A 26,886-nucleotide genomic window follows, 5' to 3' on the forward strand; every position below is an offset into this window, starting at 1 on the left:
CAACACTGGAAACCGGACCATGCATCGAGGCTTTGAACGACGCCATGCGCCGCCACGGTAAGCCTGAGATCATGAATACGGACCAGGGCAGCCAGTTCACATCCATCGACTTCATCAAGACCTAGAAGGATGCCGACATCAAAATCAGCATGGACGGAAAGGGTGCGTGGCGGGACAACGTCTTTGTCGAACGGCTCTGGCGGACGATCAAATACGAAGAGGTCTACCTGCGCGCATATGACAGCGTCTCGGCAGCTCGGGAAAGCCTGCGCCTGTATCTGGCATTCTACAACAGCAGGCGACCACACTCATCGCTGGACGGGCAACCCCCCGATCAGGCATATCTCAACCCGTCGAAACCAATCCCGGTGGCGGCATAAACGAGCGGGAAATCCACCTAAGAAACGGCTCCAAACTGTTCAAACGAACCGAACCACCTCTGCTCCGGGACTACGGTGCGCGGATCTAGATCGTGTATGTGGAAGTCCGCCCAGACCAGTTACGACGCCAGAATCGGGATCGGCCAGATGCAGTACCTGATGCGGTGATTGATCATCTTGCACTTAAACTGGAACCACCCGAAATTTGGGAGGCGCATCAAGTCGTTCTTGCCTAATCGTGATGGTGCGAGATCAACTGCATCTCGCATCAGATCGCACCATACATCGCCGGTTTTAGACACAAATTCAGAAGACTTAGACACAAAACTCGCCCTGGAACCTCCCAATGTGATCGTAAGCTGTTGTAAGTAATTGAATAATTTTACCGCCAGTTCTACCGTTACAGCGATTCTAGGGTCGTCCACCATTTATCTGGTGTTTTGATATTGACTTTGTGCTGTAGCGGTAATGGCCGGGATGCGACATCACCTTGCCTGTTTCGTTGAGGTTTCGGATCGTGGTCAGGGGGCGGCGCGCGTGGATTTTTCGATGATCCCGCTGATGCCTTCGCGGCGGGTCAATTCGGCCTCGATATCCGCCAGGGTCACGTCATGGGAGGCACACATGACCAGCAGGTGGTAGATCACATCGGCCGCTTCCGATGTCAGGCGGTCACGGTCGCCTTTGACAGCTTCGATGACGGCTTCTACCGCCTCTTCCCCGAACTTTTCTGCCGTTTTTTCGGGCCCTTGGGACAGTAACTTCGCGGTCCAGGAGGTTTCAGGTGCGGCATCCTTGCGGCCCGCAACCGTGGCGGCCAGACGGTCCAGCGCGCTCATAATCGCACCGGAATGCCAGAGGCGGCCATGTGATCCTTGGCCTGTCCGATGGTGAAATCGCCGAAATGAAAGATCGACGCGGCCAAAACCGCACTGGCATGGCCCAGTTTCACGCCTTCGACCAGATGATCCAGCGTACCCACACCGCCCGAGGCGATGACCGGCACCGATACCGCATCGGAAATCGCGCGCGTCATCAACAGGTTAAACCCGGATCGCGTCCCATCGCGATCCATGGAGGTCAACAGGATCTCGCCTGCGCCTTTCGCCACAACGGTCCGCGCGAATTCTACCGCATCGATGCCGGTCTCGCGCCGTCCGCCATGGGTGAAGATCTCCCACTTGTTGGGGGCTACGGCCTTGGCGTCTATGGCTACGACGATGCACTGGCTGCCGAAGCGGTCCGCCGCTTCGGCCACCACATCGGGGTTGGCCACGGCGGCAGAGTTGAAGCTGACCTTGTCTGCACCCGCCAGCAGAAGGTTGCGGACATCTTCCACCGTGCGAACGCCGCCGCCGATGGTCAGGGGCATGAAACATTCCTCTGCCGTGCGCGTGGCAAGGTCGTACATGGTGCCGCGGTTCTCATGGGTCGCGTTGATGTCTAGAAAACACAGCTCATCCGCGCCTGCGATATTGTAAGCCTTGGCCGCTTCCACCGGGTCGCCGGCATCGATCAGTTGCGTGAAATTCACGCCTTTCACGACGCGGCCTTCCTTGACGTCGAGACAGGGGATGATGCGGGTCTTTAACATGGCTTCGGCATAGGCGACTTTCCGGTCAAACGAAAGAGGCGCAATATTGTGATTTGCTGCTGCGCAGCAAAGCGGTAAACCCACGTTGTGCATGTAACGTACGGAGATTTCTGTGAAAACGCTTATTCTTGCCGGAGCATTTGCCATGGCGGCCTTGACCGCCCAAGCCGAGCTTGTGACCCGGGAGGCGCCGACCAGCGTCATCAATACCATGGACGCCCTGGAAACGGCGGTGACCGATGCCGGTGCCTCGGTCGTGGCCCGGGTGAACCATGGCATGGCCGCCAAAGGGGTCGGGCTTGAGATGAACGATGCCGAGTTGCTGATCTTTGGCAATCCCAAACTGGGCACACAGGCCATGCAGGCCGATCCCCGTGCCGGTCTGTTCTTGCCCATGAAGGTGCTCGTCTATGCCGATGCCGAGGGCAAGACCCACATCGTATACGAAGATCCCACATCCATGCTCAGCAAGACGGATGTGCCCGCAGATGCGGAATTCCTCAAGACCATGACCGGCGCGCTCGATAAGTTCAGCACTGCAGCGGCAGGCGGCTAAGCCAGCGCATCCAGGGCGGCGCGCAGGTTCAGCACGCCGTCATAAAGCGCCCGGCCCGAAATAGCGCCGGCGATTGGGCCCGCCGCCCGCAAAGCCAACAGATCATCCAGTTTCGACACGCCGCCAGAGGCAATCACGGGGATCGACGTCGCTTTTGAAAGGGCGGCGGTTGCCTGCACGTTGGGCCCAGCCATCGCGCCGTCCCGATCAATATCGGTATAGATGATCGCCGCGATCCCGGCATCTTCGAATTGTTTTGCCAAATCAGCGACTTGCATGTCGGTCTCTTCGGCCCAGCCACGGGTGGCAACCATCCCCTGGCGTGCATCCAGACCCACGGCGATCTTGCCGGGGAAGGCGCGCGCTGCCTCCCGCACTAGATCCGGCGCCTCGACCGCGGCGGTGCCAAGGATGACGCGGGCAATGCCCTTGTCCAGCCACATCTGGATCGTGGCCATGTCGCGGATACCGCCGCCCAGTTGGGTAGGCACATCCGTGGCGGCCAGGATGGCCTCGACCGCGGCGGCATTGACCGGGCGCCCTTCAAATGCACCGTTCAGATCCACCAGGTGCAGCCACTGACACCCGGCATCGACAAAGCTGCGCGCCTGTGCGGCCGGGTCATCGCCAAAGACGGTGGCCTTGCCCATATCGCCTTTTAGCAGGCGCACGCATTGGCCGTCCTTCAGGTCAATGGCGGGATATAAGATCATGGGATTACCCTCATTTCGGCGTATCCTATGGCAGGCGCGGCGATCCTTCGCAAGGCAGATCAGACCTAACGTCATGCTTGTCACGCCGCATATCTGGCGGTCATCCTTGCCAAAACGGGAGGATATCATGAAACGATTGGTACTGATCGCGGCAAGCGCTGCATTGGCCGCCGGAACAGCCTGGGCCGACCCGGTGGCAGGCGTCTGGAAAACCCAACCGGGCGACGATGGTGCCTATGGCCACGTCACGATCAAACCCTGCGGCGCCAAGATCTGTGGCACGCTGACCGCCGGATTTGATGCAGGCGGGAACAAGGTCAGCGGGCCCGATATTGGACGCCGGATGATCTGGGACATGGAGGCCAAGGGCGGCGGTAAATATTCAGGTGGCAAGATCTGGGCACCGGACCGTGATAAGACCTACCGCTCCAAAATGGCGTTGAGCGGCGCCACATTACAGGTCTCTGGTTGTGTCGGGCCCATCTGCCGTGGGCAAAAATGGACGCGGATCAAATAGTTACGGATGCCAAGTCAGGAAGTTGGCGATCATGCGCAGGCCGGTTTCCTGGCTTTTTTCCGGGTGAAACTGGGTGCCGATCATCGTGTCACGGCCGACAATGGCCGTGACCGCCTCGCCGTAATCCACATGGGCGAGCCGTGATGCCGAATCTGCCACAACCATATGATAAGAATGAACAAAATAGGCGTGATCTCCGGTTTTGACGCCTGCCATCACCGGGTGATCGCCAGAGACGACCAGATCATTCCATCCCATATGGGGCACCTTGAAAGTCGGATGGGCTGGTTGGATCTTCACGACTTCTCCGCCGATCCAGTCAAAGCCGGGCGTATCGGTATATTCGCGGCCCCAGCTGGCCATCATCTGCATGCCGATGCAGATCCCCATGAACGGTCGGGCCTTGGTCTCAACCTGGGTCAGGAGCGCTTCGTGAAGGCCGGTCTTGTCCTGCAGGGCCTGTTTGCACGCTGGAAATGCCCCATCGCCGGGTAAGACGATCCGGTCGGCGCGCAACACGTCTTCGGGTCTGTCGGTGACGATCACATCCCCGCCATCCACCTCCAGCGCCATGCGTTGAAACGCTTTTTCGGCAGAGTGCAGATTGCCACTGTCATAATCGATCAGAACGGTCAGCATCGGTTACAACGCACCCTTTGTGGAGGGGATCGCATCGCTGCGCCGTGGATCGGGCTCAATGGCAGCCCGCAGGGCGCGGGCCACGGATTTGAATGTGGCCTCGGCAATATGGTGGCTGTTGATCCCGTGCAGCTGATCAATGTGCAGGGTGATCCCGCCATGGGTGCTGAGCGCCTGGAAAAACTCCCGCACCAGTTCGGTATCGAATGTGCCGATTTTCGGTATCGGCAGGTCGACGTTCCAGATCAGAAAGGGCCGGGCCGATAGGTCAAGCGCGCAGCGGATCAACGCATCATCCATCGGCAGCAAGCAGGCACCATATCGGCGGATCCCGCGTTTGTCGCCCAATGCCTGGGTCAGGGCCTGGCCCAATGCGATCCCCGTATCCTCCACCGTGTGGTGGTCGTCGATATGCAGATCGCCCGTGGCGTGGATGGTCAGATCCAGCAGGGCATGGCGTGCCAACTGGTCCAGCATGTGATCGAAGAACCCGATGCCGGTCTGGTTGTCATACTGGCCTGTCCCGTCGAGGGTCAGGTCGACGGTGATCTGTGTTTCAGCCGTGTCGCGGGTGATCTGGGCGCGGCGCATCTTGCGGCTCCTTCGGTGGTGCCGGATGGGTTTAGGCCAGTGTTTGCGGGTTGGAAAGGCTTGGCGCGTGCCCAACTGCCGCGGTTTGGCCCCTTGACCCCTGTCGGAGCCTCCGGCGGGAGTATTTTTGCCAATAAGAAATTAGGGTGTTGGGAAAGGGTGTTTGAACGCGAAGGCCGGGGAGCTGGGGCCGTGATCTTGCAAATGTTCCAGCTGGGCGCAGCCAGCGGGGTGTTGTCCCCGCGGGGACATGCCAAAGCGCCAAATGTGGCCTATCCATCCCCATTATCGATGTGGAAGCGCGGATAGACCTGGTCGCCCCAACTGTCTTGATCCGGGTCATCGGGATACCCCGACCGCGCGACCATGCCCGGTGTGGCGTCGGCAAGCGCGAGCAACCCGTCATTGCGCGCATGAAAGCCACCATTGGCCGGGTCTTCGGGCGGTTTCAGAAACTCATCAAATGTGTAGCGGGCTAGGTGATCGGTCATCGCGGGCCCGGAAAATAGGTGTTGAAGGCGGCCCGCCCGGGGGGCGTGAAGGCGACTACACGCGATCCATATTGGCGGCGTGCCCAGCCACGGTTCAGGATTTGGGTCAAAAGCGCCCGGCCCAGACTGCCCGCCAGATGGGTGCGCCGCGCGCTCCAATCCAGGCAGGGGCGGCACAGCGGAGCACGTCTTGTGCGCAGCTCGGTCAGGTCGATCCCAAAATGTTCGGCAAAACGCGCACCTTGCTGCGTCAGGGCGATTGTGTCCTGATCACAGACGATATGGCCCTGGGCCTTCAGGCTTTCACACATCTGCACGCCCGAATCGCCCGCCAAGTGGTTGTAACAGATGCGCGCCTCGCGCAAGGCGGCATCCCTTGGGCCGGTCCGGGTGCGCAAGTGGCCTGTTCCGGCAGCCAGCCCCATCAGGTTTTCAAGGGTCTTTGCGACGTCATCATTGGCGAGGTTGAAATATTTATGCCGCCCCTGGGGCCTTTGGCGGATCAACCCGCCTTCGGTCAGTTTGGCCAGGTGGGCGCTTGCCGTGGTTTTGGTTACGCCCGCCTCTGCCGCCAATTCTGCCGCGGTCAAGGATTGTCCCGTCATCAACGCGGTCAGCATGTTGGCGCGGGCGGGATCGCCGATCAGGGCAGCAATCCGGGCAATGTCTGGGCCGTCTTTGAATGTGCTTTGCATGGTTCGTTTCTAACCGAACCATTGACGTAGGAAAAGAGCGTAAGCCGGGCGCAGCAAAACGGAGATCATCATGCTGACCTGTATCATTCGCTATGAGATTGACCCCACCCGCCGGGAGGCTTTCGTGGAATATGCCCGCAATTGGGGGCAGGCCATCCCCCGATGCGGTGCGGATTTGGTAGGCTATTACGCCCCCCATGAGGGGAGCAGCACGCTGGCCTATGGAATCTACAACATCCCCAGCCTGGCCGCGTATGAAGCCTACCGCGCCCGGCTGGCTGCTGATCCGTTGGGGCGTCAGAATTATGACTTTGCCCAGCGCGAAAGGTTCATCCGGCGGGAGGATCGGACATGGCTCACCATTGCCTCCGCCCCGCATGGCACTGCGCCTTTAAGTGGGGTTTCATAATACCGTGATCGGGTCTTGCTACCGAGGTTACGACAAAACGTCGTCCAATCATCACGAGGCGTTTGTGTAATCGAACCAAACCAGAGCGCACCGATCTGCAGGTCAATCTGTTCGAGCGATGTGATGCGCTTTTGGTGCAGTGTCATCGATGCCCGCCTTTGGGTCGATTTCACCAAGGCTGACCAATCGTATCAAGCAAGGCGCGATTGATAGCCGTTATGTACCATCCAGCGCCTTATGCCGAGACCACACCACTCACCTTGGGGCCAAGCAATTACAGCGACGGGTTCAAGCGGGATGCGGTGTATCAGCTCACGGTGCGCGGGTGTCCGGATGTGTGGGCGTCAGCACGCATTCACGGTACGGATCGGCGATGTTGTTTGGGCAGCCAGCGTCCAAAGTGACCGGCATTGATCACGAGGCTGAGAACCGACGATTGAAGCGTGAACTGACTCGGATGACCGAGGCGGGTGATGTTTCCAAAAAAACATTCGATGCTGCCACCTGCCTGCGCGCGATATCACCAGCATGGCGATGAACCTGCAACTGCATCATGTTGTCTACGACATCACTGGCGCAACGAGCATGCGGACTATGCGTCGCAAGAGGACGGGTCCTGTCGCAAAAGAAAGAACGATGTGTCGTTCCCACCCTAGCCCGCGGCATGGCGCAGCGGTTTAGGTCAGAATGGGTGACACACCCAATCTTACCGTTTGGCAACATTCGCGGCATGGCGATAACAAATCTGCTGCGATCACAAGTTTCATCACCTATACCCCACATTCTTGCCTTAATTCATTCGCAAGTTGACAGGTAAATTAACCAAATTTTATGGGGTTTTTATGATCATTACCCATGATTTTCTAAAGTATTTGCGTATGTGTCGGCGACAATTCGCTGTAACCGCATGAGCAAGGCTGGTGGGGCCGCCCCGTTCCTAGGGGCCGAGATATTTCAGGTGCGTGTGTCATGAACAGGGCGGGTATCAGGCTGCGGTGTCTCACATCGTTCTGGTCAGGGTTTGCGGCCTTGATCGGGCGGGGTGACCGTTTTTTTCTGGTCGTGTTGGCCTTGACGAGTTTGACTGTATCCGGTCACGTTGCGATGGCTGATATGGCGACTGCGGTCAAACCGATCACACAGTTTCAAAAGACCCGCATGACCAAACTGATCCGCCACCAGCCGGATCTGATGGGGCTGATGGCAGGCACTTGGGCCGGTGCATTCGATGCCGATGTGACCAGCCGTGAGGGGGCCATCACATTCTCCAGTCGCGTTGACCGCAATCTGTGGTCCCGGTTGCGCGGGTCCTGGGGCTCCAGCGGCACGCAAAAGAATGAATACGGGTTTGGCGCCATGGGATGGCACGCCTACGTCCGGCCCAACCTGATCATTGGCGGCATGGTGGAGCTTGATTACCTGTCTCAGGTGCGCGGCGGCACCAACAAAGAGGGTCAGGGGGTCATGGTGGGGCCCTATTTCTTGGCACGCAGGACGCAGCAACCCTTGCGGTTTGAAGGACGGCTGTTGTTTGGCCATGCCTCAAACCGGATGCGCCTTTCGGGTGGTACTGAAGAGACGTTGGACACGCGCCGCAGCCTGGCGCAATTGAAGGTGTCTGGAGAGTTGAAATATGGAGTCACCACGCTGACGCCGAATATCCAGGCCACCTACGCGACGGATTACCAGAAAGCCTATACCGACAGCAGTGGCGCGCGGATGCCGGAACAGGGCATCCGGCTGGGCGAGATCGAGATGGGCCTGTCCTTTCGGCACGAGATGGCAGAGACCCGGCGGGGTGACTTTACCTTGATTGGCGGCGGCTCCATGAGTGGCTCATCGACGGATCGCTTTGGGAATGCGGCGTTGGTGATTCCGAAACGCGATGTCGGGCAGGGCCGGGTCAACCTTGGCGTCAGCTATCAGACAGATACCGGTGCGGCGGTTGTCATAGATAGCTTTGTTGAGGGGATCGGGGCCGAGCGGACGGAAACCTATGGCCTTGAGGTCGGCTTTGACATGAGCTTTTGACGGCTTTCACGGCCATTGTGCCGGTGTCGCCGATCTGATCATCTGACCGCAAATGGGGATGTCAGGGACGGTGGGAATGCTACAGCTTTATACATGGACAACCCCGAACGGGCGCAAGATCTCGATCGCGTTGGAGGAGATGGGATTGCCCTATGCGGCCCACGCAGTTGACATCACCAAAGGCGATCAGCACACACCGAAGTTTCTAAAGATCAATGCAAACCACAAGATTCCATCCCTGGTGGACGAGGGGGGAACAATCATCAACGAATCCGGTGCGATCCTGCTGTACCTCGCGCAACGCAGCAGGCAATTCATGCCGGACTATGGAACCCCAGCCTATTGGCAGATGATGGAATGGCTGATGTGGCAGATGGCTGGCTTTGGCCCGATGCTGGGGCAGGCGCATCATTTTCTGCACTATAATGCGGGCAAGTCCGACTACGCCGAAACGCGGTATCATACCGAAACCCGGAGGCTTTACGGCGTGCTTGAGGGGCATCTGCGTAACAGCCCCTATATGATCGACATGCTGTCCATTGCGGATTTCGCGGTGTGGCCCTGGGTCTCACGGTTTGAGTACCACCGGATCGATCTGACGGAGTTCCCTGCCGTGCGCGCGTGGTATGAGGCATTGGCCGCACGCCCGGCATTTGCGCGCGGATATGCGCAACCGGTCGATGTGGGGCCAATCCCGATGCCGGGTTAGGTTAGGAAATTATTCAATCTGCATCGCTTCGGCTTCGATGATCAGGTCGACCGTGTCACCGACCAGACCATTCTCTACGCCGTAGCCCATGCCAAACTCACTGCGATTGAGGCTACCGCGCGCGGTCAGACCAAGGGTAAAGCGCTTATGGCCAAACGGGTAGGGCTCCGCTTTGTTCAACGTAACCTCCAGCGTGAGGGGGCGGGTTTCACCAAGCAGCGTCAACTCCCCCTCCACCGTGCCGGTTGTATCACTGCTGGGCGTCCCACCTGTCGCGGTGAAGGTCATCGTCGGATGCGCGTCGACCGACAGAAAATCCGTGTTGCGCACATGTCCATCGCGGGCTTCTTTAAAGCTGTTCACGCTGGCGGTCTGGACAGTGACGGTGACAGCGCTCAACTCTTGGGTCTCCATGTCATAGGTGAACCCGCCCTCTATGTCGGTGAACACACCCAACGTGCCCGCATATCCGATATGATCGATCAGAAAGGCGATTGTCGTGTGGGTCGGGTCAAGTTCATAGCGCTGGGGCTCAGCCATGGCAGTGACCGTCAGGGCGGCGAGCACAGCGAGGCTTGTTGTGGCTTGGGTGATCATGGCAACCTTTTGGGGCTTTGGACTATTCGCGCTTACCTTACGGCACCGACAGGCGGAGGCAAGGTGTTGGCCTATAGAGCCTCGCGGCCCCGGTGCCCTTTAAAAGTGAGTGTTCTGCGATGAAGACAGGTCCCGCGCTGAAGCTGGTCACATGGAACATCCACCGCGGGCGTGGCCGCGATGGCATCATTGATCCGGATCGTATCGCACAGATGATCGAAACCGACATCGCGCCCGAGGCGCCAGATATCCTGGCCCTGCAAGAAGCCGATACCGAATGCCCGCCCCATGCCGGATTTCTGGATCTGTCGCGGATCGAGGCCACAACGGGGCTGCGTTATGCCCACAGCGATGAACGGCTGCGTTGGGGGCCAGAGAGCCACGGGTTTTTGGGCGCGATCGTATTTTTGAACCCAGCTTGGCAGGTGGTCGCGGCGGATGTGATCGATCTGCCCGGGCATTGTCACCGCGGGGCGATCGTTCTGGATGCGGCGCGTGATGAGGCGGTGTTCCGGGTCATGGCCACGCATCTATCGCTGACACAGATCCTGCGGATCGCTCAGATGCGCACGGTTGCACAATTCCTCCGCAGGCGGGGACAGCAGCCCACGATCCTGATGGGAGATCTGAACGAATGGCGACCCTGGGGTGGGGCCGCCTTTTCCAAAGCGGTGATGGAACAGCGTTTTGCAGGGCCTGCCCTGGCGACATTTCCGTCTGGGCGGCCCATCCTGCCATTGGACCGCATCCTTGGGGGGCCGGGCATCCACGTTTCGCATCCGCGTGTGCTCAACACCCCTGCCATTCGTGCGGCCTCCGATCATTTGCCCCTGGTCGCAACCGTCACGTTGCCCGGGCGCCTCCCTGGATCCGGCTGATAAGCTTGTGCATTGCGTCCGGGACCATCTGCCTGCAAAAGAGCGTTTCTTGACAGTTTCGTGACAGTGCTAAACTTTTTACGACGCAAATTAGAATAAACGGGCAGCCGGGACGTAGTTCATGGGACCGCGCGGCCACGATCCCAACACCCGTGCGGACGCAAGTGAAACCGACGATAATGCAGTGAGCCCAGTAACCATGGAACGTCTGATTAGTCATCTGCCCGGTCGCCACGGCCACACTGACAGGATCATGCCGCCGGTCATGTTGCTTTGGGCGGCTGTGCCGCTGTCCATTGCCCTGTTTCTGGCGGCCCATCTTATTGATCCATCGGCCGATTGGCTGGCCGAGATTGCCGCCGTCTCGCTGTTTTGGGTGGCGTGTCTCATTACGGTCCGGTCGATGACCGAACGCTATGTGTATGACCGGCTTGGCCCTGCAAATACAGTCACGACCTTGCGCATGGCCATGGCGGCGCTGCTGATCGTTCCGGTGGTGGAACCTGCGGCGTTGAACTTGAACGCGCTGACCCTGTTTGCCGTCGCTTTGACCGCATTGGCGCTGGACGGGGTCGATGGCTGGCTGGCCCGCAGATTCAAGATGGCATCCGAGTTTGGAGCACGCTTCGACATGGAAGTTGACGCGCTGATCGCGGGGTTGCTGGCGCTGTCGGTGTTTCAATCGGGCAAAGTTGGCGCCTTGATCCTTGTCCTTGGCTTCATGAGATACGCATTTGTGGTGACCTGTCAGGTCTGGCCATGGTTGGGGGGCGATTTGCCGGAAAGCCTGCGGCGCAAGGCGGTCTGTGTGATCCAGATCGGCACGTTGGTTCTGCTGCTGCTGCCAGCGGTTGATGGCGAAGTGGCCATTTATTTGACCGCAACGGCGGTGCTGTCGCTGATCTATTCCTTCGCCGTCGACGTGACTTGGTTGGCCAGGCGGCGGTGATACGGACAATTGCCTTCCTTGCCGCCGGGCTGCTGATATTTTACGGTATTCTGGCCCTGCCCAATCATCCAAAGGCGATGAGTTGGGGGGCGCTGCGCCTTTTCCCGCTGGAACTGCCGATCATCCTTGGCGCATTGCTTGCCACGGGGCGTACCCGATGGGTTCAGGCCTGTGTCGTGGTGATCGGCGCGTTCGTCTTGGTGCTGAAGGGCGCTGATTACGCGATGTACGAAGCTTATGGCCGCCCCGTGAACCTGGCGACGGATTGGTTTTTGGCCGGGGCAGGGACCAGGCTGTTGTGGTCGAGCCTGGGACCATTTGTTGCCGTTCTGGCCTTTTTGGGTCTGGGCATCGGGCTGCTGTTGGTGCTTGGCCTTGTGATCTGGGCGGCTTGGTCCTGGGCACGCATCGATCTGCAGGGCTGGAGGCGAGGTTTATCGCTATCGGTCGCCTTTGGCTTTGCGCTTCTGTCCGTGGCCGAAATTGGTCACCTCAAGCGGTATTGGAGTGCTGACACCAATCCCCCCGGCGCCGCCTTCAGCAGCCGCTTGGCCTATGAACACGCCGTGCGATTGGCGGAAACCCGGCGGGAAATTGCCAGTTTTCAGCAGGCTGCCGCCCAAGATCCCTACTTGGACGTGGACACCCTCTTTGATCGGATCGGAAAGCGTGACGTCCTGTTCATTTTCATGGAAAGTTACGGTCGAAGTAGTTTCGACAACCCGCTTTATGCGGCGACCCACCTGCAAACCCTGCGCGATGCCGAACAGCGGTTGCGCGGGAAAGGGTTTGCGATGCGCAGTGGCTGGCTGACATCGCCGATCACGGGAGGGCAAAGCTGGCTGGCCCACGGAACTTTGTTTTCGGGACTGAAAACCGCGGATCAAGGACGATACCTGGCGATGCTTCTTTCGGACCGTCAAAGCCTTTTCCATCTGGCCACGCATGCCGGGTTTCGGACAGGTGCCGTGATGCCAGCCATCACAATGGCCTGGCCCGAAGGCGACCGGATGGGGTTCGAGACCGTTCTGGCGGTGGATGACCTTGGATATCAAGGCGACCCGTTCAACTGGGTGACGATGCCCGACCAGTACACGCTGGCGCGTTTTGCGGATTACCTGCCAGCCGATGATCGCCCCGATTTTTTGCAGGTTACCTTGATCTCTTCCCATGCGCCGTGGGTGCCGGTCCCTGACGTGATCCCGTGGGAGGATGTGGGCGATGGCACTGTTTTCAACACGATGGCCGCGTCCGGCGACACACCTGCCACGGTCTGGCGCGATCGCGACAGGGTGCGCGATCAGTACCGCAAGTCAGTTGACTACGTTCTGCAAACGGCCATGTCCTATGCGGAAAGGCAACAGAATGACGGTCCTTTGATGATCATATTGGGCGACCATCAGCCTGCCGGTTTCGTGGCGCAGATCGACAGTCGTGATGTGCCGATCCATGTGATCGGCCCTGCGGAGGTTGTGGATCACCTGACCGACTGGAACTGGGTCGACGGGTTGATCCCCGACGCCGATACGCCGGTTTGGCCGATGGAGCAGTTCCGCGACCGGTTCATCGATGCGTTCACAACTGCCCCGATCCCGGGGCGATCCTTATGAAGACGCTCTATCGATACGGGTTGCGCGTCGTCGTCTCTTTCGGGCTGATCGCGGTGCTGCTGATCGTCACTGATGGGGCCAATGCGGTGTCCCGGCTGGTCGGATCGGACTGGCGGTGGTTGGCGGCCTGCTTTGGGTTTTTGACGATACAGACCGTCCTGATGGCCATCCGGTGGAAGATCACAGCCGCCCCCCTTGGCCTGTCGATCCGGCTGCCCTGGGCGATCCGGGAATATTACCTGGCGCAGCTGATCAATCAGACCGTGCCCGGCGGCGTCGTTGGTGATGCGGCCCGAGCCGTGCGCGCGCGTCACCGCGCCGATCTGGCCAGTGCAGCAATGTCGGTGATGATTGAACGGCTGGCTGGCCAGACTGCCATATTTACGATCGGGTTGATCGGGTTTTTAATGGCACTGGTTTGGCCTGGCGGGATCTCCTGGCCGGGCTGGGTCTGGCAGATCGTGTTGTTCAGTACCGCTGGTTTGATCGTGACAGGTGGTCTGCTGTGGAAATTGCGGAATATGCGCCCGCTCAGGCCGGTGCGTGCCCTGACCACTGCCATGGAAAAGGCGTTGGAGACGCGCCGCATGCGATACGGCCAGGCTGTGTTGAGCCTGACGATTGCCTCCCTCAACCTCGCGGCATTCTATGCGTGCGCCCAGGCGACTGGCACCACCTTGTCGGTCGAGGCGATTTTCACCCTTATCCCGCTGATCTTGTCGGCCATGCTCATCCCGGCCTCGGTTGGGGGGTGGGGATGGCGCGAAGGGGCCGCGGCGGCGCTTTTCCCCCTGGCCGGTGCGACCGGCAGCGCGGGCATCGCGGCTGGCATGGCCTACGGCATCGTCATGTTGGCGGCCAGCCTGCCTGGGCTCATCTGGATGTTGACAGCGATCCAAGGCGGGCATGGGCCACGCACGGCGCTTGGGCAGGTTTTCAAAAGACGGATGAACCTGCAAACCCAGCCGACGACCAAGTGGAGATAACAACAATGGAGAGAGTTGTGACACAGCCCTCCCGGCGCGGCTTCATTGGTATGGGTGCCTCGGTCGCCGGTTTGGCGGCCCTTGGCGCGCCAATCGTCCAGGCTCCGGGGGGCGCGTAATGTGGACTTCCGGCTATCCTGGCTGCATTCCGTTCAGTTCGGCGGCAGTTACATGGCCGCCTCCAAGGGCTATTGAACCGATCAGGGTCTGACTGTCACGCTGAACCTGGGCGGCCGCAATGCGCCGGTCAAGCCTCCGGTCGTGGCCGGGCAGGCGCTGATCGGGATCTCGGCTGCCGATTACACTGCGGCCGCGGTGGACAAAGGCGCGCCGTTCAAGATCATCGGCGTTGCCATGCAAAAGAACCCGTTCGCCATCGCCTCGCTCCCAGCCAGTGCGGTCAACGCACCCGCAGACCTGGTGGGCAAGCGGATCGGGATGGCGATGGCCAATACCCCGGTCCTGAAGGCGCTTTGCCAGATCAATGGCGTTGATCTCAACGGGATTGAGATCGTGCCGACCCAATATGATGCGGCCCCGCTTGTCACCGGTCAGGTCGAGTGCCTCCTGTGCTGGGCCATTGATCTGCCGGTGGCCATGGCGATGCAGGGCGTCGAGATCGTGACGATGCTGATGGCTGATCATGGCTATGCCGTTCACTCGCAAACCTATATCGCCACCGAGGATAGTCTGGCCAATCGCCGCGATGATCTGATCGCCCTCTTGAAGGGCGAAGTGACCGGTTGGGCCGATTATCGGAAAGATACTGATGCCGCCGCAAAGCTGACAGTGGATATGTTTCCCGATGCCGGTTTGGATCTTGAGACGCAAAAGGAGCAGGCCAAGCGCGAGGTGCCGCTCATGTTCTCTGACCTGACGGCCGAGAACGGATTTGGTTGGTTCACGGATGATACGATCGCTGCCAATATCGAAACGCTTGCCCTGCTGGGGCGCGAGGTGACGACGGATCTGTGGAACCGGTCGCTGTTGGACACAGTGCATGGCAGCTGACACACCGGCACTGGGTCAGGCGATACAGTGCCAGAACCTATCCAAGACCTATGCGGTGGCCGCGCGCCGATTGAGGCTGTGCGCGATATCACTGTCAGGTTCCAGGCGGGCCAGACTGCCGCTTTGGTCGGGCCATCCGGTTGCAGGAAATCTACGGTCTTGCGATTGATCGCGGGGCTGGAAGAGCCATCTGCCGGATCGGTCACCATCGGGTCCGAAACCCCGTCGCAGATACGCGCCCGCGCCGGGTTATCGATTGCATTTCAGGATGCCTCGCTTCTGACGTGGCGCACCGTGTTCGGCAATGTGGCGCTGGGCCAGAAACTGGCGCGCCAGCCGGTTGATGCGGATGCGGTGCACCGGTTGATCCGGCTGGTTGGACTGCAAGGGTTTGATACCGCGCAACCGGCCGGGCTGTCGGGCGGTATGCGTCAGCGCGCCGCCATCGCCCGATGCCTGGTCAGCGCGCCCGAATTGCTGTTGCTCGACGAACCCTTTGGTGCTGTCGACGAGTTGACGCGCCAGCGCCTGAAAGAGGATCTGCCAGCCCTTGGGACGGCGCAAGGCGCAACCGCGCTGCTGGTGACCCATTCGATCAGTGAGGCGGTTCTGCTGTCGGACCGTATTCTGGTGTTTTCCCCCCGTCCGGCGCAGATCGTCGCGGATATTCCCATCCGTCTGGACGGCCCACGGGCCTGCGATCTGACCCAACCGCCGGAATTTCGCGCAGCGGTTGACGGTGTGGCCGCAGCTTTGCGTGCCGGAGAGCATGACACCCTCATCGCTGCCCAATGACCGTGATCGCAGCCCCTGACCGCCCTGCCATACCTGCTGGTGCCTTCCGCCTGTTCTGCCTTTTGGCTGTTCTGCTTCTATGGAAAGGCGGCGCGTGGTTGGCGGTAAACAGCGTTGTTCTGGCCGGGCCATCCGCGATTGCCCAGCACCTTTGAGCTGAGATTGGCCTGATGTCCCGTGCGATTTGGGTGACGGGGCAGGCGGCCGCGTTGGGGTTTGTCTATGGCAATCTGGCGGCGATCGGCCTTGCGACCCTGGCCCTTGTGATCCCGCGATGCGAACGGCTCTTGAGCCTGCTTGCCCTGCTGATCTTTTGCCTTCCTTTGGTGGCGACGGGCCCGATCCTGCGGGTCCTGTTCGGAACGGGGCAGGGGCCACAGATCACATTGGCTGCGTTGGCTGTGTATTACACCACATTTCTTGTCTTGATGGTCGGGCTGCTAAGCCTTGCTCCCGTCGCGCCTCTTGGTGACACTTCTGCTTTGCAAACCCGGTGACATTTCTACTTGGTTGCAACACCCGGGCCGCCGGGCAAGCCATTCTTACCACCGGCGTCATGGTGCTTTTGTGGTGGGGCGTGATGCACGTCTTTGACCGGAACCGTTTCTTTGCCAAGCGTCCCGATGATATCTGGTCCTTCCTGATTGCCGGGCCCGATGCGGCCAGCCACAGGGTGACCCTTTTCGCTGCCCTGCTTTTGGTGCTGGCCCTGGGTCGCGGGGCAGTGGGCACCGTAACGATTGTGGCCATCATGATCTTTTTCCCGACGATGGTGGCGTGCTTGCGAGGGTTGCGACAGACGCCGGGGCAGATTGTTGATGTCTTTGACAGCTATGCGTCAGGCCGCATGCGGCTATTATTTTGGGCGCGTCTGCCGGCGATGTTGCCGGCCTTTTTTGCCTCTGCCCGCATGGCGGTGCCGGCAGCTGTGTTGGCGGCCACGACCGCCGAATGGCTTGCCACGGGCCGGGGGATTGGCAGCCTGATGGCGCTGACCGCCTCCACCTCGGATTACAACATGCTATGGAGCGCGGTGGTCGTGCTATCGGTCTTGGCGACGCTGGCTTATATGGCGGTCGAGCTGGTAGAGTGCCGGTTTCTCCGTCAATATGTCAGCGAACAGGTGAACCGATGACCACAACCGCAGTGCCAGACGGCTATTTTGCCATCCCGGGTGACATGTACCGCAAGACCGGTGGTTTCATTTATGAGCGGACCTTGCTTGAAACGCTGCAGGCCCTTGGCCTTGATATCCGACATCTGCAACTTCCCGCGGGCTTTGCCGACCCGACCCCGGCTGAGATGACCCAAGCTATCGCCGATCTGGTGGCTTTGCCCGCTGACCGCCCGGTCATCGTTGACGGCCTTGTTTACGGTGCCATTGACCCGGCCGGTCTTGATCAAGTGCGCGCGCCGCTGATCGCCATGATCCACCATCCCCTGGGTCTGGAGGCGGGTTTGCCGCCAGAGCGCGCCGCGTTCCTGTTGCGTAACGAGGCGCAGGCCCTGGCTCGGGCCGCCCATGTCGTCGTGCCCAGCCCCCATACGGCGCAAACGCTGATCGATGATTTCGGAGTGCCTGGCGACAAGATCACCATTGCCCTGCCTGGTTTCATCCGGCCCACCGGGACAGCACAGCCCCAGAGCCCGCCCCTGATCCTGTCTGTCGGTTTGCTGGCAGAGCGTAAGGGGCATGACGTTTTGCTGGAGGCCCTGGCGCAGGTTGCGGATCTTGACTGGTGCGCCCAGATCGTGGGGGGCGCCCATGACCCGCAGGTGGCGCAAAGCCTGCTTGTTCAACGCGACGACCTGGGCCTTCAAGACCGCGTCGCCTTTATTGGTACGCTTGACAGTGACGCACTTGAGGCCCGCTACCGTGCGGCCACGCTCTTTGCGTTGGCCACCCGTTATGAAGGGTATGGCATGGTTTTTGGGGAGGCGATGACCCACGGCCTGCCCATCGTCAGTTGCCGCGCGGGGGCGGTGCCCGACACTGTCCCCGCGGGGACAGGGCGGCTGGTTTCGGTGGATGCTGCGCCGGAATTTGCTGCGGCCCTGCGCGAGATCCTGACACAATCCGACACCCGCCAAGCGATGGCAGCGGCCTCTGGCAAAGCCGGTGCCGCCCTGCCCAGTTGGCAGGACACGGCGCGCATTATGGCGGCAGTTCTGGCACAGCATGGCGCAACACCGTTACAGGCTGGACAATCGCGGCCCTTGGGTTGACCCTGCGCCCATCCACTGGGGCAAGGAGATTTCCCATGAACCTGATGATCAAATCCACCGCTGCACTGATTTTCATGACCTCGCTGGCCTTGGCAGATGACCATTGCGCGGCTGGCAAGACATTGAATGACGGCGTGCTGACCTTTGCCACCGGCAACCCGGCCTACTACCCATGGGTCCTCGACGATGCACCCGAAAGCCAGCAGGGGTTCGAGGCTGCGGTCGCCTATGCCGTGGCCGCCGAAATGGGGTTTGACGCAAGTCAGGTGGCTTGGGTCCGGTCCTCGTTCGACCAGGCGATCCAACCTGGCGTCAAGGATTTTGACCTCAATATGCAGCAGTTTTCGATCACGAAAGAACGCGATGCAGTGGTCGATTTCTCGGTGCCCTATTACTCCGCCGCCATGGCCGTTTTGACTCGCAAACCCGTGGTCGATGGCGGCGCCTCGGCGGATTTGACGTCACTCAAAAGGTTGATCTGGGGAGCGGATGCCAACACCACAGCCTTGCCGATGCTGAACCAGTTGATCGAGCCGGATAAGGACGCGCTGCTTTACGGCGACAACACCGATGTGGTGGAGGCAATGAAGGCAAATCAGATCGATGCCGCCTTGTTCGACTTGCCCACGGCCTTGTATCTGGGCGCAGTCGTGCTGGAGGATGGCGTGATCCTGGGCCAGTTCCCGGCGGATCGCAGCGAAAACCCCGATCAGTTCGGGATGCTGATGGAGGAAGGCAGCGCCTTGAAGGCATGCGTCGATGCGGCCCTGACGACGCTGACCGAAAATGGCGCCCTAGCCGCGATCGAGGCGGAATGGCTGCAACGGACCACAGGCGTGCCGGTCATCGAATAGCATGTCCACAGCCCCTACGCGCCGCCAGATTTACGAGGCCACGCAACGCCGCCGGTCGCTGCTGATTGCAGCGGGATCCTCGCTGGCGGTGGTGCTGGCCTTGATCCTGCTGATCCCGCTCACCCCCGGCTGGCCAGCGGTCCAAAAGAGCTTTTTCAACGCGGAGGTCTTTGCCAAGACCTTCCCGGGCTTGCTTAATGCGTTTCTGATGGATGTCGCGATTTTCGCCTGGTGCGCGCCGTTGATCGCGGTCCTGGGCGTCGCGATTGCGCTGTGCCGCGACGTGCGGGCTCCGGCCCTTTATCCGCTGCGCCTGTTCGGGATGCTCTATACGGATATCTTTCGCGGCGTGCCGGTGATCCTTGTGATTTATCTGATCGGCTTTGGCATTCCGGGATTGGGCCTGCCACGGCCCTGGAATTCCCCCTATATCTGGGGGTCGCTGGCGCTGATCCTAACCTATGCGGCTTATGTGGCAGAGGTCGTGCGGTCGGGTATTGAATCGATCCACCAAAGCCAGCGGGCGGCGGCGGCGTCCCTGGGTCTGACGCAAGCCGATACGATGCGCTTTGTAGTCTTGCCCCAGGCGATCCGCCGGGTGGTGCCTGCCAATATGAACCTGTTCATCGCATTACAAAAAGATGTGGCGCTTTTGTCATTCATTGGTCCGGTTGAGATTTTTCGCCAGGCCGGTGTCTACAAATCCCTGATGGCCAATTTCACACCCTATGTCGGGGCGGCGCTGATCTTTCTGGCGATCACCATTCCGGCGACGCGGTTGGCCGATCATTTGATGCAGAAGCAAGCGCGGGCACAAAGCTGATGGCCAAGCTGGAGCTGCGCGGATTGAGCAAGAGTTTTGGTGCCAATCCCGTCTGTCGCGGCATCGACCTGGATGTCGAGGCGGGGCAGATGGTATGCCTGATCGGGGCGTCGGGGTCTGGCAAATCGACGCTACTGCGTTGCCTTAACCTGTTGGAGCCCATCGATGACGGTGTGATCCGGTTGGATGGCCAGGATATTGCAGAGCCTGGCCTTGATCCCTTGCCGGTGCGGCGGCGCATCGGGATCGTGTTCCAAAGCTATAACCTTTTTCCCCACATGACTGCGGTTCGGAATGTGATGCTTGCGCCCCACCGGGTCAAGGGCCTGAGCTTTGATGCGTTGCAATCCCCGGTGACCGCCTTGTTCGACCGGTTTGGGCTGGCCGACCGGATGCTGCATTACCCTGATCAATTGTCGGGGGGACAGCAACAGCGCGTCGCCATCATCCGCGCCCTGGCGATGGAGCCCGAGATCATGCTCTTTGATGAGATCACTTCAGCGCTGGACCCTGAACTGGTGGGCGAGGTGCTGGATGTCCTGCGCGCCCTGCGGCAGGAGGGCATGACCATGATCCTGGCCACGCATGAGATGGGTTTTGCGCGCGAGTTGGCCGATAAAGTGTGTTTCCTCGATATGGGCAAGATCCTTGAAGAAGGGCCACCCGACCAGGTTCTGGGCAATCCCAGCCACGAGCGCACGCGCGCCTTTCTTGCGCGGGTCCTATAGGTCGGATGGCGGCGGCAGCCGGATGCGGAAGGTCTGGTCGAAATCGCCCTCGCGGTCCCATGAGAATAGACATGGATCGGTGCGCTTGTCGAAGGGGTTCAGCTCAATCAATTCAGTTTTGAAATCCCCTGGGGATGTTTCATGGACCGCGAGATCGACCACTACGTCATCGATATGGAGCACGGCCAGCACCTGATCGGCAAAATCTGCGAGCACCTGGGCCAAGGGGGCGTAATTGCGGGCAAGAGCCGGGAAAAGATCGCGGTGGTGGTACTGGCTGACGCCGGAAAAACGGCGGTCCTTGATGAACATTCGAAATTCGGACCAGGGCGCCAGATCGCGCCAGTCGCGAAGGTGCAAAACCACCGGGTCGCCCGAGGTGACCATGACCTCAACCGCGCCCGCGACACGGGGGTCAGGCTGGGTTAACACGGCCAGCATCTGCTTGAGCGTGCGGGTGGGGAAATGGCACAAGGTGGACGCTTTCCAGCTGCAATAGCTCATCCGCGGCATCACACCATTGTCGAAATCGGCCAACGCCGCCTCGATTTGTTCAAGCAGGGCGTCGCCAAAGAATGGCGGTTGGATCGGAGCATGTGCCGCACGGAAGGCGGGGGTGAAGCTGCCTAACACCCAGGCATCCGCCTCTTCCAGCGGCACTTCAACGGTGCGGGGCGCCAGCTCTTTTAGCTGCTCGGGCCACGCTTCGGGGAAGGTGGCGGAGGTCATGATCGGAAAGGACACCGGGGGCGAGCCTGTTCAGTTCAGCCGATGAACCGGCAACCTGTCTGATAGGGGGTGCGCTCTTGTCTGATCCGCCGTCGATCTGCTTTTCACCTGATTGTCCCCGCAACGTTCCCTGGGACAGTTATAGAAAGGCGGGGTCATGTTGTGACGTCTGGAATCCCTGACCAAACGTTTGGTGTCACAGCTTCAGATCGACGGCTTTTTCCAGGTTTATGGGGATCGCCCAGTGGTCATAGCCGATCTTGTCGGCGGTGTCGGTCAGGCTGGTCACGAACGCGGTAAAGCTGCTGGCCTGGGGGAATAGTGCGGTCTCATCATTCCCATCCGTCCCCCACTTGGCATCCGTATGGATCCACAAAAAGACGCGCCCGTGGGTTTGGGGGCGCAGGGACAGCAGCACCTGCACGCCGCCGGGGTTTTCGGCGATCAGCAGATGCCGCGGCGGGGTGGCCGTACCATAGGTTTCTTCGCGTGTGTGGGCTGCGATTTCGGGCCAGCTGTAGAACACATCCAGAAATGTTGTCGGGTCGGTAATGCTGAGCCGCCCTGGCGGGATCGCCATCTGAAAGACATTCGGGTAAGGATAGCCGCCATCATGGGCTAAAAGGAAGGTCCGGTAGTCGTCGGGCAGTTTAAGGTCGTTGGCGGCTTCGAATGCCGCGATTTCCGCCAGATGGGTGTTCGGCGGCGGGAATTGATCATCCAAAGGTGCGATCACGGGTCGGTCATAGGTCGATGGATCAGAAGGCATCGGCATTGCTCCCATCGCCATAAAGCGACGCGCCACCCATATGCGGGGTCGAGGCGCCGCCGCCGGTGGCATGAATATTCTTAGGCACCAGTTGCATGGTCGTCCCATCCTCGCTGTGATGCCAAGTATGGTCGCGGGGGCGGCGCCAGTTTGGATCGCCCATTTGCTCTCGCATCGCTTTGTCGGCGTTGGTGAAGTCGGAGCTGGTATTGCCGCGCATCGGGATTTCGACATTGCCGGCCGAATGGGGGCCGTAATCGGGAAACCCGTTATTATACGAAATCTCCGGCCCCCCATTGGCAGGTCGCCAGACCCCGTCGCCGCGTTCACCGCTGATCCATTCGCCATTATCGCCAGATTTGGGGGTGTTGTTGTATTGCGGGCCTTTCTTTGTTGCGGCGGCTTCGCGGCAGGCGCGGGATCCGTCGCAGGCCGCAATCGCCTCGTCATAGGCGCGGCGATTGCGGATGGCGATGTCGTCCCAGTATTTGGCCGCGGCATCCTTGGTGCTTTGAAACGCGCGGCGCATGCCGGTCGTGGCAGTGTCGAGGGCGCGGCGAAAATCATTGAGCTTGTTGGCGATCCGCCCGGCCTTGATGGCGTCACCGCCCAGGGGCACGATGCCCACCACATCAAAAAGGGCGCCACCCCAATCGCCTTTCCAGATTGACCGCCCCAGGGAGGCGATATCAGCGGCGGTTCCGGCCGGGGGCGGCAGGGCCCCCCCGGCGGCCAGTGCCGCATCGGTCGCCAGTTCACCGTATTTTTGGTTCAACTGACCCAGCTCATCATAGGCGGTGCGGGTCGTGTTCACATCGACACCTTCGTTTCGCAGGTAACCGCTCATGGCTGCCTCCCTTCATCCGTTGTCAATTCGTTCGCAAAATCAAAGACATATATCGTATGGATCATCGACCACCTTAGCCGTCCCGAGGGATCTGATCGGGATACCAGTAGCGGTCATCCGGGTTCATGACCGCATGGATCGCCTGTTCACGGGGCATGTCGTAAAATCCGTTAATCTTGGCCGGGCCATCAAGACGCGGGTCCGTAGCAATCTGATGGAACCCGTCATGGGTAAAGAAATTTGGCCCGATCTTCCACATCAAGGTGACGAAATGCATTTGCGAGGGCGTGTCCGTGATGCCGAATTGCTTGGCATAGCTGCGGCCCTGGATGGTCATCTCGCGCTTGCCCTCATCAGACAGCACGTCGTCGAAGTAATATTCGGGCACGTGGATCTTCATGAATTCCTCCACATACCATTCCGCAAAGGCCGCATCGCTATGAAGCGGCGCCATCATCTGGTTGCGCTTGATGCGTTCACACATTGCCGCGGGCCCTAGGGTTTGAAGGGATCCGCGGCATCGGCTTGGGCGATGATCGCGGCCACGTCGTCGTCTGAGGGTGGTTGGATCACCAGGGGTTCCCCCCGTTTCATCAGATCAATCGCATCCTCGTTATAACGGCCCCTTTTGGTCTGGCTGTGGCGGATCAGGCGGGAAGGATCATCGGTATCTTCGGCAAAGACAGCCTCGATCCCGCGCATGAACCGGCTGAGTTGATCCGCGTCGAAAACCGGCAGATAGGTATTGAGATGTTCGGGGCGGTAATACTTGAAAAAATACAACTCACCCGTTTCATCCTCCACCTTGATAAATTTTTTCAACTGTGTTTTCAACCGATTGAGGGGAAGCCGCGAATGGATCGTGATGCCCCAGTTATTGCCGTAGCCGTCCGCCAGGAACCAGTCGAACGCGTCGCAGTGGCGGGTCAGTTCGACCAGCCAGGGTGCGACATCCTCCAGATCCTCTTTCGCGCGGCCATCGAACAGGCAGATCGCCGGGTCCGAGAACGCTTCGAGGCAAACCGGGATCTCCGCGCTTTGGGACGCATCCAAAAGCGCATAGGCGCGCAGGGGGGCTTCATCCTCGGCCCGTTGGTCGGCATCATCGTCAATCGGATCAAAAAGGACTGACTCAATGCCAAGGTCGCGCGCCTCCTGTTCGAGGGGCGGGCTCAGAAACTCCGGTAGATCCATCAACGCTCCTCTCCCTTGAACCGGTCAACGGGCTGCGCGATGTAACGGACAGAGTGGTGACCGCAACTCGCGGTCATCTGGCGGATTGTCAGGATGCAGACCGTCACTTGCCTTTACAATCCTGGGCAAAAGGCTTGTCGGATTTCAGGGCATCGACCTGATCGGGAGCACCGCTGGTGAAGTCGACCTTGGGCGACTTGACCTTGAAGTGGGTTGCCTTGATCGTCACGCCCGAACTGTCGATGATAATTGTGCCGCCTGGGCCACCAATGATGAACTTTTCCTTGGCCTGCAAGGTGTGTTTGACCGTGCGGGTGAAGATCGAGCCCTTGGCTTCGGTATCGATGCTATCGCCGACGCGGGTGATCATCTTTTGGCCCACGCTGGTGGTGAAGACGCCGCCTACCAGCGTGTTCTTGGCAATGCCCACATGTTCGGTTGAGGCAAGACCGGTTGTATCGGCTCGGAACTTCTCCACCGTCGTGGAGGATGTCCCGGTGGCGGGCATGATCGAGCTGAGCAAGCCGCCAAGGGAGGCCGCCGTGGCCGCCTGATCTGCGCCGGCATCTTCCTTATGGGCACTTGAGCGCGAAAACGTGCCCTTTTTCATGATGGCGGCCAGCTCTTTCGGGGCCTCACCCACGCCTTGGACGATACCGGCAAAGCCAGGAAGGCCGCCGCCACTGGCGCCGACCTTGTTGGCACCCATTTTCAGGAATTTCCCGCCTGCGCCCACAAGGGGTGCCAGCATTTTCAGCAACCCGGCACCGGCCCCGCCCACCATGGTGTTGGAGTTCGCACCCACACGCACCGACTGGTTTGCCCCGACCGTGAGCGAGACGTTGTTGCCCACGCTGTCCAGCCGGTTGGCAAGAACGTTGGCGCTCATGTCATTCAGCACCTTGACGGTATGATCCTTTTGGGCGTGGACAAAGACGTTCTCGCGCCCGGCCTCATCCTCGAACGAGATTTCGTTGTAGCCCGAACTCTGATGGGAATCCGACCGCAGGATCGATTTGGTCTTGTGCTGGGGCAGGGGATAGGGGGCATCGTTATTGCCGTTAAAGACACAGCCTGTGACCAGGGGTTGGTCAGGGTCGCCTTCCAGGAATTCGACCACCACTTCCATCCCGATGCGCGGGATGACCATGCCGCCCCAACCTTTGCCCGCCCAGTTCTGGCTGACCCGGCAACGCATGGAATAAGCCTCTTCCCGGTCCCAGTGGAACTTAACGAGGATACGGCCGTACTCATCACAATCGATCTCCCCCTCGCCGACAACGGCGGCGGTTTGCGGGCCATGAACGATGGGGCGGCACGTCTTGCAAGTGGCGGCAAACGGGGCCGCGGTTGGCGTCATCTCATAGGTGGCCGAATAGACATCGCCGTGATCACCACCGCCAGACGTATAGCCCTGGTTTTGAAACGCATGGGTCGCGCCGAGGCACAGATATTCGACGCCCGCGCCACCTGGCGCATGCTTGCCGTCAAGTACCACGCGGTTGCCCGCCCGCATGCTCATGACATCCCCTTTGGCCGCTTGCCGGAAATCGCCGCTTCGCTCCTGCATGGTGCGGGTTGAGACGACGCCAGACCCCTGGCCCTGGTCGGGATAGATACCTGGGTAATCAAAGCTTTCGATCTTGCCGTGGGTGTAACCGGCATCACCGGCCTGATCGACCTCCATCGCCACGCTGGGGGTTTTGAAATTGTAGTCTGTCAGTCGTACTGCACCGGTGGTCATCCCGCGGGCCGCGGCCCATTCCCAGAAATGCTCCCGTTCGACATTGGTGCGGTGCTGTAGATCAATGAACTCGCGGCTACCGCCATCCACAACTGCAAAGCCTGCCATTTCATCGGTCAGGACCAGTGTGTGAAAGCCCTCACCATGGACGAAATGGTAGGAGATCCCGAACCGTTCCATCATCCGGCACGCGAAATCTAGGTCGCTTTCCCGGTACTGCACGGTGTATTCCAGCGTCGGATAACTGCCGGTCAGTTTATTCTCGTAAGTCTGATCACCGGTATAGGCATATTCACCCAGCAATTCGTCCAGGATCTCTTCCACGGTCTTTTCGTGCCAGATCCGCTGGTTGCGCCGCTTTCCGGCGAGCCAGAACCAAGGGCGCAGCATCAACTCGTAAATCGTGCCAGAGTCGTTGACCCCCACCCACCGGGCCTGTGTCACGATGCCGTCAAAGTTGGCCGGACCGTTGTCCTGCGTGAAAAGCGTTACGGTGGCATGTGTGCCCAGGATCGCGTCGAAGTTGAGGTCCGGTGTCGTGCTCAGTGCTTCGACCCGGTATTCGTAAAGGTCGTTCACATGGTCATGCCCGTCCATGCGGTGAAGCAGCAGGTTGTCTTCGCCCAGGACGGTATCAAGACGCCCGATCCGGCGGTCTTGCGTCGGTTGGATATTCATGGTGGCAAACTCGCTGTGATCAAAATGATTATCACAACATTTAACCACTCACACAAAAACAACAAGTTGTATGGCCCATGAACAACTTAAGCCCCGGCATCGCATTTATGGAGACAATCGGGTGCCGTTTTGGAAATAGATCC

At 59.9% G+C, this 26,886-nt stretch carries 30 protein-coding genes and 2 pseudogenes; 18 read left to right on the plus strand and 14 right to left on the minus strand.

Annotation, left to right across the window (positions count from 1 at the left end):
* Positions 1 to 380 (plus strand): annotated as a pseudogene (locus IU397_RS16885) (transposase); the annotation flags it as partial.
* A 521-nt stretch (positions 381 to 901) separates the two neighbouring features.
* Here the strand turns inward: IU397_RS16885 and IU397_RS16890 are convergent.
* The gene (locus IU397_RS16890; protein ID WP_204415997.1) at positions 902 to 1,219 is read right to left on the minus strand and encodes a phosphoribosyl-ATP diphosphatase; all 318 of its coding nucleotides are present in this window, start codon (positions 1,217 to 1,219) and stop codon (positions 902 to 904) included.
* Positions 1,216 to 1,974, minus strand: coding sequence for an imidazole glycerol phosphate synthase subunit HisF (gene hisF / locus IU397_RS16895; RefSeq protein ID WP_204415999.1), 759 nt, complete (start codon positions 1,972 to 1,974; stop codon positions 1,216 to 1,218). The genes IU397_RS16890 and hisF overlap by 4 nt, the downstream gene beginning before the upstream one ends.
* Before the next feature lie 112 nt (positions 1,975 to 2,086).
* Here hisF and IU397_RS16900 point away from each other — a divergent pair, with 112 nt between their 5' ends.
* Positions 2,087 to 2,530 (plus strand): DUF302 domain-containing protein, encoded by a 444-nt coding sequence (locus IU397_RS16900; protein ID WP_370541715.1) that lies wholly within the window; start codon positions 2,087 to 2,089, stop codon positions 2,528 to 2,530.
* On the opposite strand, the gene hisA is transcribed toward IU397_RS16900, so the two are convergent.
* On the minus strand, positions 2,527 to 3,243 hold the full coding sequence (gene hisA, locus IU397_RS16905; protein ID WP_204416001.1) for a 1-(5-phosphoribosyl)-5-[(5-phosphoribosylamino)methylideneamino]imidazole-4-carboxamide isomerase: 717 nt from the start codon (positions 3,241 to 3,243) through the stop codon (positions 2,527 to 2,529). The two genes, IU397_RS16900 and hisA, sit on opposite strands and share 4 nt — an antisense overlap.
* 127 nt (positions 3,244 to 3,370) lie before the next feature.
* Between hisA and IU397_RS16910 the strand changes: the two genes are divergently transcribed.
* Complete coding sequence (locus IU397_RS16910; RefSeq protein WP_204416003.1) at positions 3,371 to 3,760, plus strand: DUF2147 domain-containing protein; 390 nt, start codon at positions 3,371 to 3,373, stop codon at positions 3,758 to 3,760.
* On the opposite strand, the gene hisH is transcribed toward IU397_RS16910, so the two are convergent.
* The 4 genes from hisH to IU397_RS16930 form a co-directional block, all read right to left on the minus strand.
* Positions 3,761 to 4,399 (minus strand): imidazole glycerol phosphate synthase subunit HisH, encoded by a 639-nt coding sequence (gene hisH, locus IU397_RS16915; protein ID WP_204416005.1) that lies wholly within the window; start codon positions 4,397 to 4,399, stop codon positions 3,761 to 3,763. It lies immediately after the preceding gene.
* Positions 4,400 to 4,402: 3 nt separating this feature from the next.
* Complete coding sequence (gene hisB / locus IU397_RS16920; protein WP_204416006.1) at positions 4,403 to 4,990, minus strand: imidazoleglycerol-phosphate dehydratase HisB; 588 nt, start codon at positions 4,988 to 4,990, stop codon at positions 4,403 to 4,405.
* A 272-nt stretch (positions 4,991 to 5,262) separates the two neighbouring features.
* A complete protein-coding gene (locus IU397_RS16925; RefSeq protein WP_204416008.1) occupies positions 5,263 to 5,481 on the minus strand; it encodes a hypothetical protein in 219 nt (72 codons plus the stop codon).
* Positions 5,478 to 6,176, minus strand: coding sequence for a helix-turn-helix transcriptional regulator (locus IU397_RS16930; protein ID WP_204416010.1), 699 nt, complete (start codon positions 6,174 to 6,176; stop codon positions 5,478 to 5,480). Before IU397_RS16930 ends, IU397_RS16925 begins: the two co-directional genes overlap by 4 nt.
* A gap of 70 nt (positions 6,177 to 6,246) precedes the next feature.
* Here IU397_RS16930 and IU397_RS16935 point away from each other — a divergent pair, with 70 nt between their 5' ends.
* The 3 genes from IU397_RS16935 to IU397_RS16945 all read left to right on the plus strand — a co-directional run bounded on the left by IU397_RS16935 (position 6,247) and on the right by IU397_RS16945 (position 9,325).
* Positions 6,247 to 6,585, plus strand: a complete 339-nt coding sequence (locus IU397_RS16935) for an NIPSNAP family protein (RefSeq protein WP_204416012.1) — start codon at positions 6,247 to 6,249, stop codon at positions 6,583 to 6,585.
* A 1,104-nt stretch (positions 6,586 to 7,689) separates the two neighbouring features.
* A complete protein-coding gene (locus tag IU397_RS16940) occupies positions 7,690 to 8,616 on the plus strand; it encodes a hypothetical protein (RefSeq protein ID WP_204416014.1) in 927 nt (308 codons plus the stop codon).
* Between the two features lie 76 nt (positions 8,617 to 8,692).
* On the plus strand, positions 8,693 to 9,325 hold the full coding sequence (locus IU397_RS16945) for a glutathione S-transferase family protein (protein WP_204416016.1): 633 nt from the start codon (positions 8,693 to 8,695) through the stop codon (positions 9,323 to 9,325).
* Positions 9,326 to 9,334: 9 nt separating this feature from the next.
* Here the strand turns inward: IU397_RS16945 and IU397_RS16950 are convergent, their stop codons facing one another.
* Complete coding sequence (locus tag IU397_RS16950; RefSeq protein ID WP_204416018.1) at positions 9,335 to 9,922, minus strand: YceI family protein; 588 nt, start codon at positions 9,920 to 9,922, stop codon at positions 9,335 to 9,337.
* Between the two features lie 119 nt (positions 9,923 to 10,041).
* Between IU397_RS16950 and IU397_RS16955 the strand changes: the two genes are divergently transcribed.
* From IU397_RS16955 to IU397_RS17015, 12 genes and pseudogenes are all read left to right on the plus strand, one after another.
* A complete protein-coding gene (locus tag IU397_RS16955) occupies positions 10,042 to 10,800 on the plus strand; it encodes an endonuclease/exonuclease/phosphatase family protein (protein WP_204416025.1) in 759 nt (252 codons plus the stop codon).
* 199 nt (positions 10,801 to 10,999) lie between these two features.
* On the plus strand, positions 11,000 to 11,749 hold the full coding sequence (locus IU397_RS16960) for a CDP-alcohol phosphatidyltransferase family protein (RefSeq protein WP_204416028.1): 750 nt from the start codon (positions 11,000 to 11,002) through the stop codon (positions 11,747 to 11,749).
* Entirely contained in the window at positions 11,746 to 13,359 is a 1,614-nt protein-coding gene (locus tag IU397_RS16965; protein WP_370541716.1) for a sulfatase-like hydrolase/transferase, read from the plus strand. The genes IU397_RS16960 and IU397_RS16965 overlap by 4 nt, the downstream gene beginning before the upstream one ends.
* Entirely contained in the window at positions 13,356 to 14,345 is a 990-nt protein-coding gene (locus IU397_RS16970) for a lysylphosphatidylglycerol synthase transmembrane domain-containing protein (RefSeq protein ID WP_204416030.1), read from the plus strand. Before IU397_RS16965 ends, IU397_RS16970 begins: the two co-directional genes overlap by 4 nt.
* A 50-nt stretch (positions 14,346 to 14,395) precedes the next feature.
* Positions 14,396 to 15,356, plus strand: a pseudogene (locus IU397_RS16980) (ABC transporter substrate-binding protein).
* A gap of 27 nt (positions 15,357 to 15,383) precedes the next feature.
* Positions 15,384 to 16,151, plus strand: coding sequence for an ATP-binding cassette domain-containing protein (locus IU397_RS16985; protein ID WP_204416039.1), 768 nt, complete (start codon positions 15,384 to 15,386; stop codon positions 16,149 to 16,151).
* A gap of 170 nt (positions 16,152 to 16,321) precedes the next feature.
* On the plus strand, positions 16,322 to 16,648 hold the full coding sequence (locus IU397_RS16990) for a hypothetical protein (protein WP_204416041.1): 327 nt from the start codon (positions 16,322 to 16,324) through the stop codon (positions 16,646 to 16,648).
* A complete protein-coding gene (locus tag IU397_RS16995; RefSeq protein WP_370541717.1) occupies positions 16,645 to 17,286 on the plus strand; it encodes an ABC transporter permease in 642 nt (213 codons plus the stop codon). Before IU397_RS16990 ends, IU397_RS16995 begins: the two co-directional genes overlap by 4 nt.
* A complete protein-coding gene (locus IU397_RS17000; protein ID WP_204416043.1) occupies positions 17,283 to 18,377 on the plus strand; it encodes a glycosyltransferase family 4 protein in 1,095 nt (364 codons plus the stop codon). The genes IU397_RS16995 and IU397_RS17000 overlap by 4 nt, the downstream gene beginning before the upstream one ends.
* Before the next feature lie 44 nt (positions 18,378 to 18,421).
* Positions 18,422 to 19,231, plus strand: a complete 810-nt coding sequence (locus tag IU397_RS17005; protein WP_370541719.1) for an ABC transporter substrate-binding protein — start codon at positions 18,422 to 18,424, stop codon at positions 19,229 to 19,231.
* 1 nt (position 19,232) lies between these two features.
* Positions 19,233 to 20,054: an amino acid ABC transporter permease gene (locus IU397_RS17010; protein WP_204416047.1), complete on the plus strand. Its 822-nt coding sequence runs from the start codon at positions 19,233 to 19,235 to the stop codon at positions 20,052 to 20,054.
* Positions 20,054 to 20,782 (plus strand): amino acid ABC transporter ATP-binding protein, encoded by a 729-nt coding sequence (locus IU397_RS17015; RefSeq protein WP_204416049.1) that lies wholly within the window; start codon positions 20,054 to 20,056, stop codon positions 20,780 to 20,782. Before IU397_RS17010 ends, IU397_RS17015 begins: the two co-directional genes overlap by 1 nt.
* Here IU397_RS17015 and IU397_RS23990 read toward each other — a convergent pair.
* The 6 genes from IU397_RS23990 to IU397_RS17045 form a co-directional block, all read right to left on the minus strand.
* Positions 20,777 to 21,526: a hypothetical protein gene (locus IU397_RS23990; protein WP_204416051.1), complete on the minus strand. Its 750-nt coding sequence runs from the start codon at positions 21,524 to 21,526 to the stop codon at positions 20,777 to 20,779. The two genes, IU397_RS17015 and IU397_RS23990, sit on opposite strands and share 6 nt — an antisense overlap.
* A 181-nt stretch (positions 21,527 to 21,707) precedes the next feature.
* On the minus strand, positions 21,708 to 22,280 hold the full coding sequence (locus IU397_RS17025) for an SMI1/KNR4 family protein (protein ID WP_204416053.1): 573 nt from the start codon (positions 22,278 to 22,280) through the stop codon (positions 21,708 to 21,710).
* Positions 22,270 to 23,127 carry an HNH endonuclease gene (locus IU397_RS17030; RefSeq protein WP_204416054.1) on the minus strand — a complete coding sequence of 286 codons (858 nt, stop codon included), beginning with the start codon at positions 23,125 to 23,127 and terminating at the stop codon, positions 22,270 to 22,272. Before IU397_RS17030 ends, IU397_RS17025 begins: the two co-directional genes overlap by 11 nt.
* A 73-nt stretch (positions 23,128 to 23,200) precedes the next feature.
* Positions 23,201 to 23,611, minus strand: a complete 411-nt coding sequence (locus IU397_RS17035; RefSeq protein WP_204416056.1) for a hypothetical protein — start codon at positions 23,609 to 23,611, stop codon at positions 23,201 to 23,203.
* A gap of 11 nt (positions 23,612 to 23,622) precedes the next feature.
* Positions 23,623 to 24,321 (minus strand): DUF4123 domain-containing protein, encoded by a 699-nt coding sequence (locus IU397_RS17040; RefSeq protein ID WP_204416058.1) that lies wholly within the window; start codon positions 24,319 to 24,321, stop codon positions 23,623 to 23,625.
* A gap of 103 nt (positions 24,322 to 24,424) precedes the next feature.
* Entirely contained in the window at positions 24,425 to 26,743 is a 2,319-nt protein-coding gene (locus tag IU397_RS17045) for a type VI secretion system Vgr family protein (protein ID WP_204416066.1), read from the minus strand.
* Positions 26,744 to 26,886: the final 143 nt, after the last annotated feature.

This window comes from Actibacterium sp. 188UL27-1 (assembly GCF_016901225.1).
Lineage (GTDB): Bacteria > Pseudomonadota > Alphaproteobacteria > Rhodobacterales > Rhodobacteraceae > 188UL27-1.

Excerpts from the sequence above, each read along its gene's own strand:
- IU397_RS16930 (WP_204416010.1), bottom strand. The coding sequence starts at position 6,176 with ATGCAAAGCACATTCAAAGACGGCCCAGACATTGCCCGGATTGCTGCC.
- IU397_RS16945 (WP_204416016.1), top strand. The coding sequence starts at position 8,693 with ATGCTACAGCTTTATACATGGACAACCCCGAACGGGCGCAAGATCTCG.
- IU397_RS17000 (WP_204416043.1), top strand. The coding sequence starts at position 17,283 with ATGACCACAACCGCAGTGCCAGACGGCTATTTTGCCATCCCGGGTGAC.
- IU397_RS16935 (WP_204416012.1), top strand. The coding sequence starts at position 6,247 with ATGCTGACCTGTATCATTCGCTATGAGATTGACCCCACCCGCCGGGAG.
- IU397_RS16990 (WP_204416041.1), top strand. The coding sequence starts at position 16,322 with ATGTCCCGTGCGATTTGGGTGACGGGGCAGGCGGCCGCGTTGGGGTTT.
- IU397_RS17025 (WP_204416053.1), bottom strand. The coding sequence starts at position 22,280 with ATGCCTTCTGATCCATCGACCTATGACCGACCCGTGATCGCACCTTTG.
- IU397_RS16910 (WP_204416003.1), top strand. The coding sequence starts at position 3,371 with ATGAAACGATTGGTACTGATCGCGGCAAGCGCTGCATTGGCCGCCGGA.
- IU397_RS16960 (WP_204416028.1), top strand. The coding sequence starts at position 11,000 with ATGGAACGTCTGATTAGTCATCTGCCCGGTCGCCACGGCCACACTGAC.
- IU397_RS17045 (WP_204416066.1), bottom strand. The coding sequence starts at position 26,743 with ATGAATATCCAACCGACGCAAGACCGCCGGATCGGGCGTCTTGATACC.
- IU397_RS16950 (WP_204416018.1), bottom strand. The coding sequence starts at position 9,922 with ATGATCACCCAAGCCACAACAAGCCTCGCTGTGCTCGCCGCCCTGACG.
- hisB (WP_204416006.1), bottom strand. The coding sequence starts at position 4,990 with ATGCGCCGCGCCCAGATCACCCGCGACACGGCTGAAACACAGATCACC.
- IU397_RS16925 (WP_204416008.1), bottom strand. The coding sequence starts at position 5,481 with ATGACCGATCACCTAGCCCGCTACACATTTGATGAGTTTCTGAAACCG.
- hisH (WP_204416005.1), bottom strand. The coding sequence starts at position 4,399 with ATGCTGACCGTTCTGATCGATTATGACAGTGGCAATCTGCACTCTGCC.
- IU397_RS16890 (WP_204415997.1), bottom strand. The coding sequence starts at position 1,219 with ATGAGCGCGCTGGACCGTCTGGCCGCCACGGTTGCGGGCCGCAAGGAT.
- IU397_RS16940 (WP_204416014.1), top strand. The coding sequence starts at position 7,690 with ATGGCTGATATGGCGACTGCGGTCAAACCGATCACACAGTTTCAAAAG.
- IU397_RS16970 (WP_204416030.1), top strand. The coding sequence starts at position 13,356 with ATGAAGACGCTCTATCGATACGGGTTGCGCGTCGTCGTCTCTTTCGGG.
- IU397_RS17035 (WP_204416056.1), bottom strand. The coding sequence starts at position 23,611 with ATGTGTGAACGCATCAAGCGCAACCAGATGATGGCGCCGCTTCATAGC.
- IU397_RS17005 (WP_370541719.1), top strand. The coding sequence starts at position 18,422 with ATGATCAAATCCACCGCTGCACTGATTTTCATGACCTCGCTGGCCTTG.
- IU397_RS16955 (WP_204416025.1), top strand. The coding sequence starts at position 10,042 with ATGAAGACAGGTCCCGCGCTGAAGCTGGTCACATGGAACATCCACCGC.
- hisF (WP_204415999.1), bottom strand. The coding sequence starts at position 1,974 with ATGTTAAAGACCCGCATCATCCCCTGTCTCGACGTCAAGGAAGGCCGC.
- IU397_RS17015 (WP_204416049.1), top strand. The coding sequence starts at position 20,054 with ATGGCCAAGCTGGAGCTGCGCGGATTGAGCAAGAGTTTTGGTGCCAAT.
- hisA (WP_204416001.1), bottom strand. The coding sequence starts at position 3,243 with ATGATCTTATATCCCGCCATTGACCTGAAGGACGGCCAATGCGTGCGC.
- IU397_RS17010 (WP_204416047.1), top strand. The coding sequence starts at position 19,233 with ATGTCCACAGCCCCTACGCGCCGCCAGATTTACGAGGCCACGCAACGC.
- IU397_RS17030 (WP_204416054.1), bottom strand. The coding sequence starts at position 23,127 with ATGAGCGGTTACCTGCGAAACGAAGGTGTCGATGTGAACACGACCCGC.
- IU397_RS17040 (WP_204416058.1), bottom strand. The coding sequence starts at position 24,321 with ATGGATCTACCGGAGTTTCTGAGCCCGCCCCTCGAACAGGAGGCGCGC.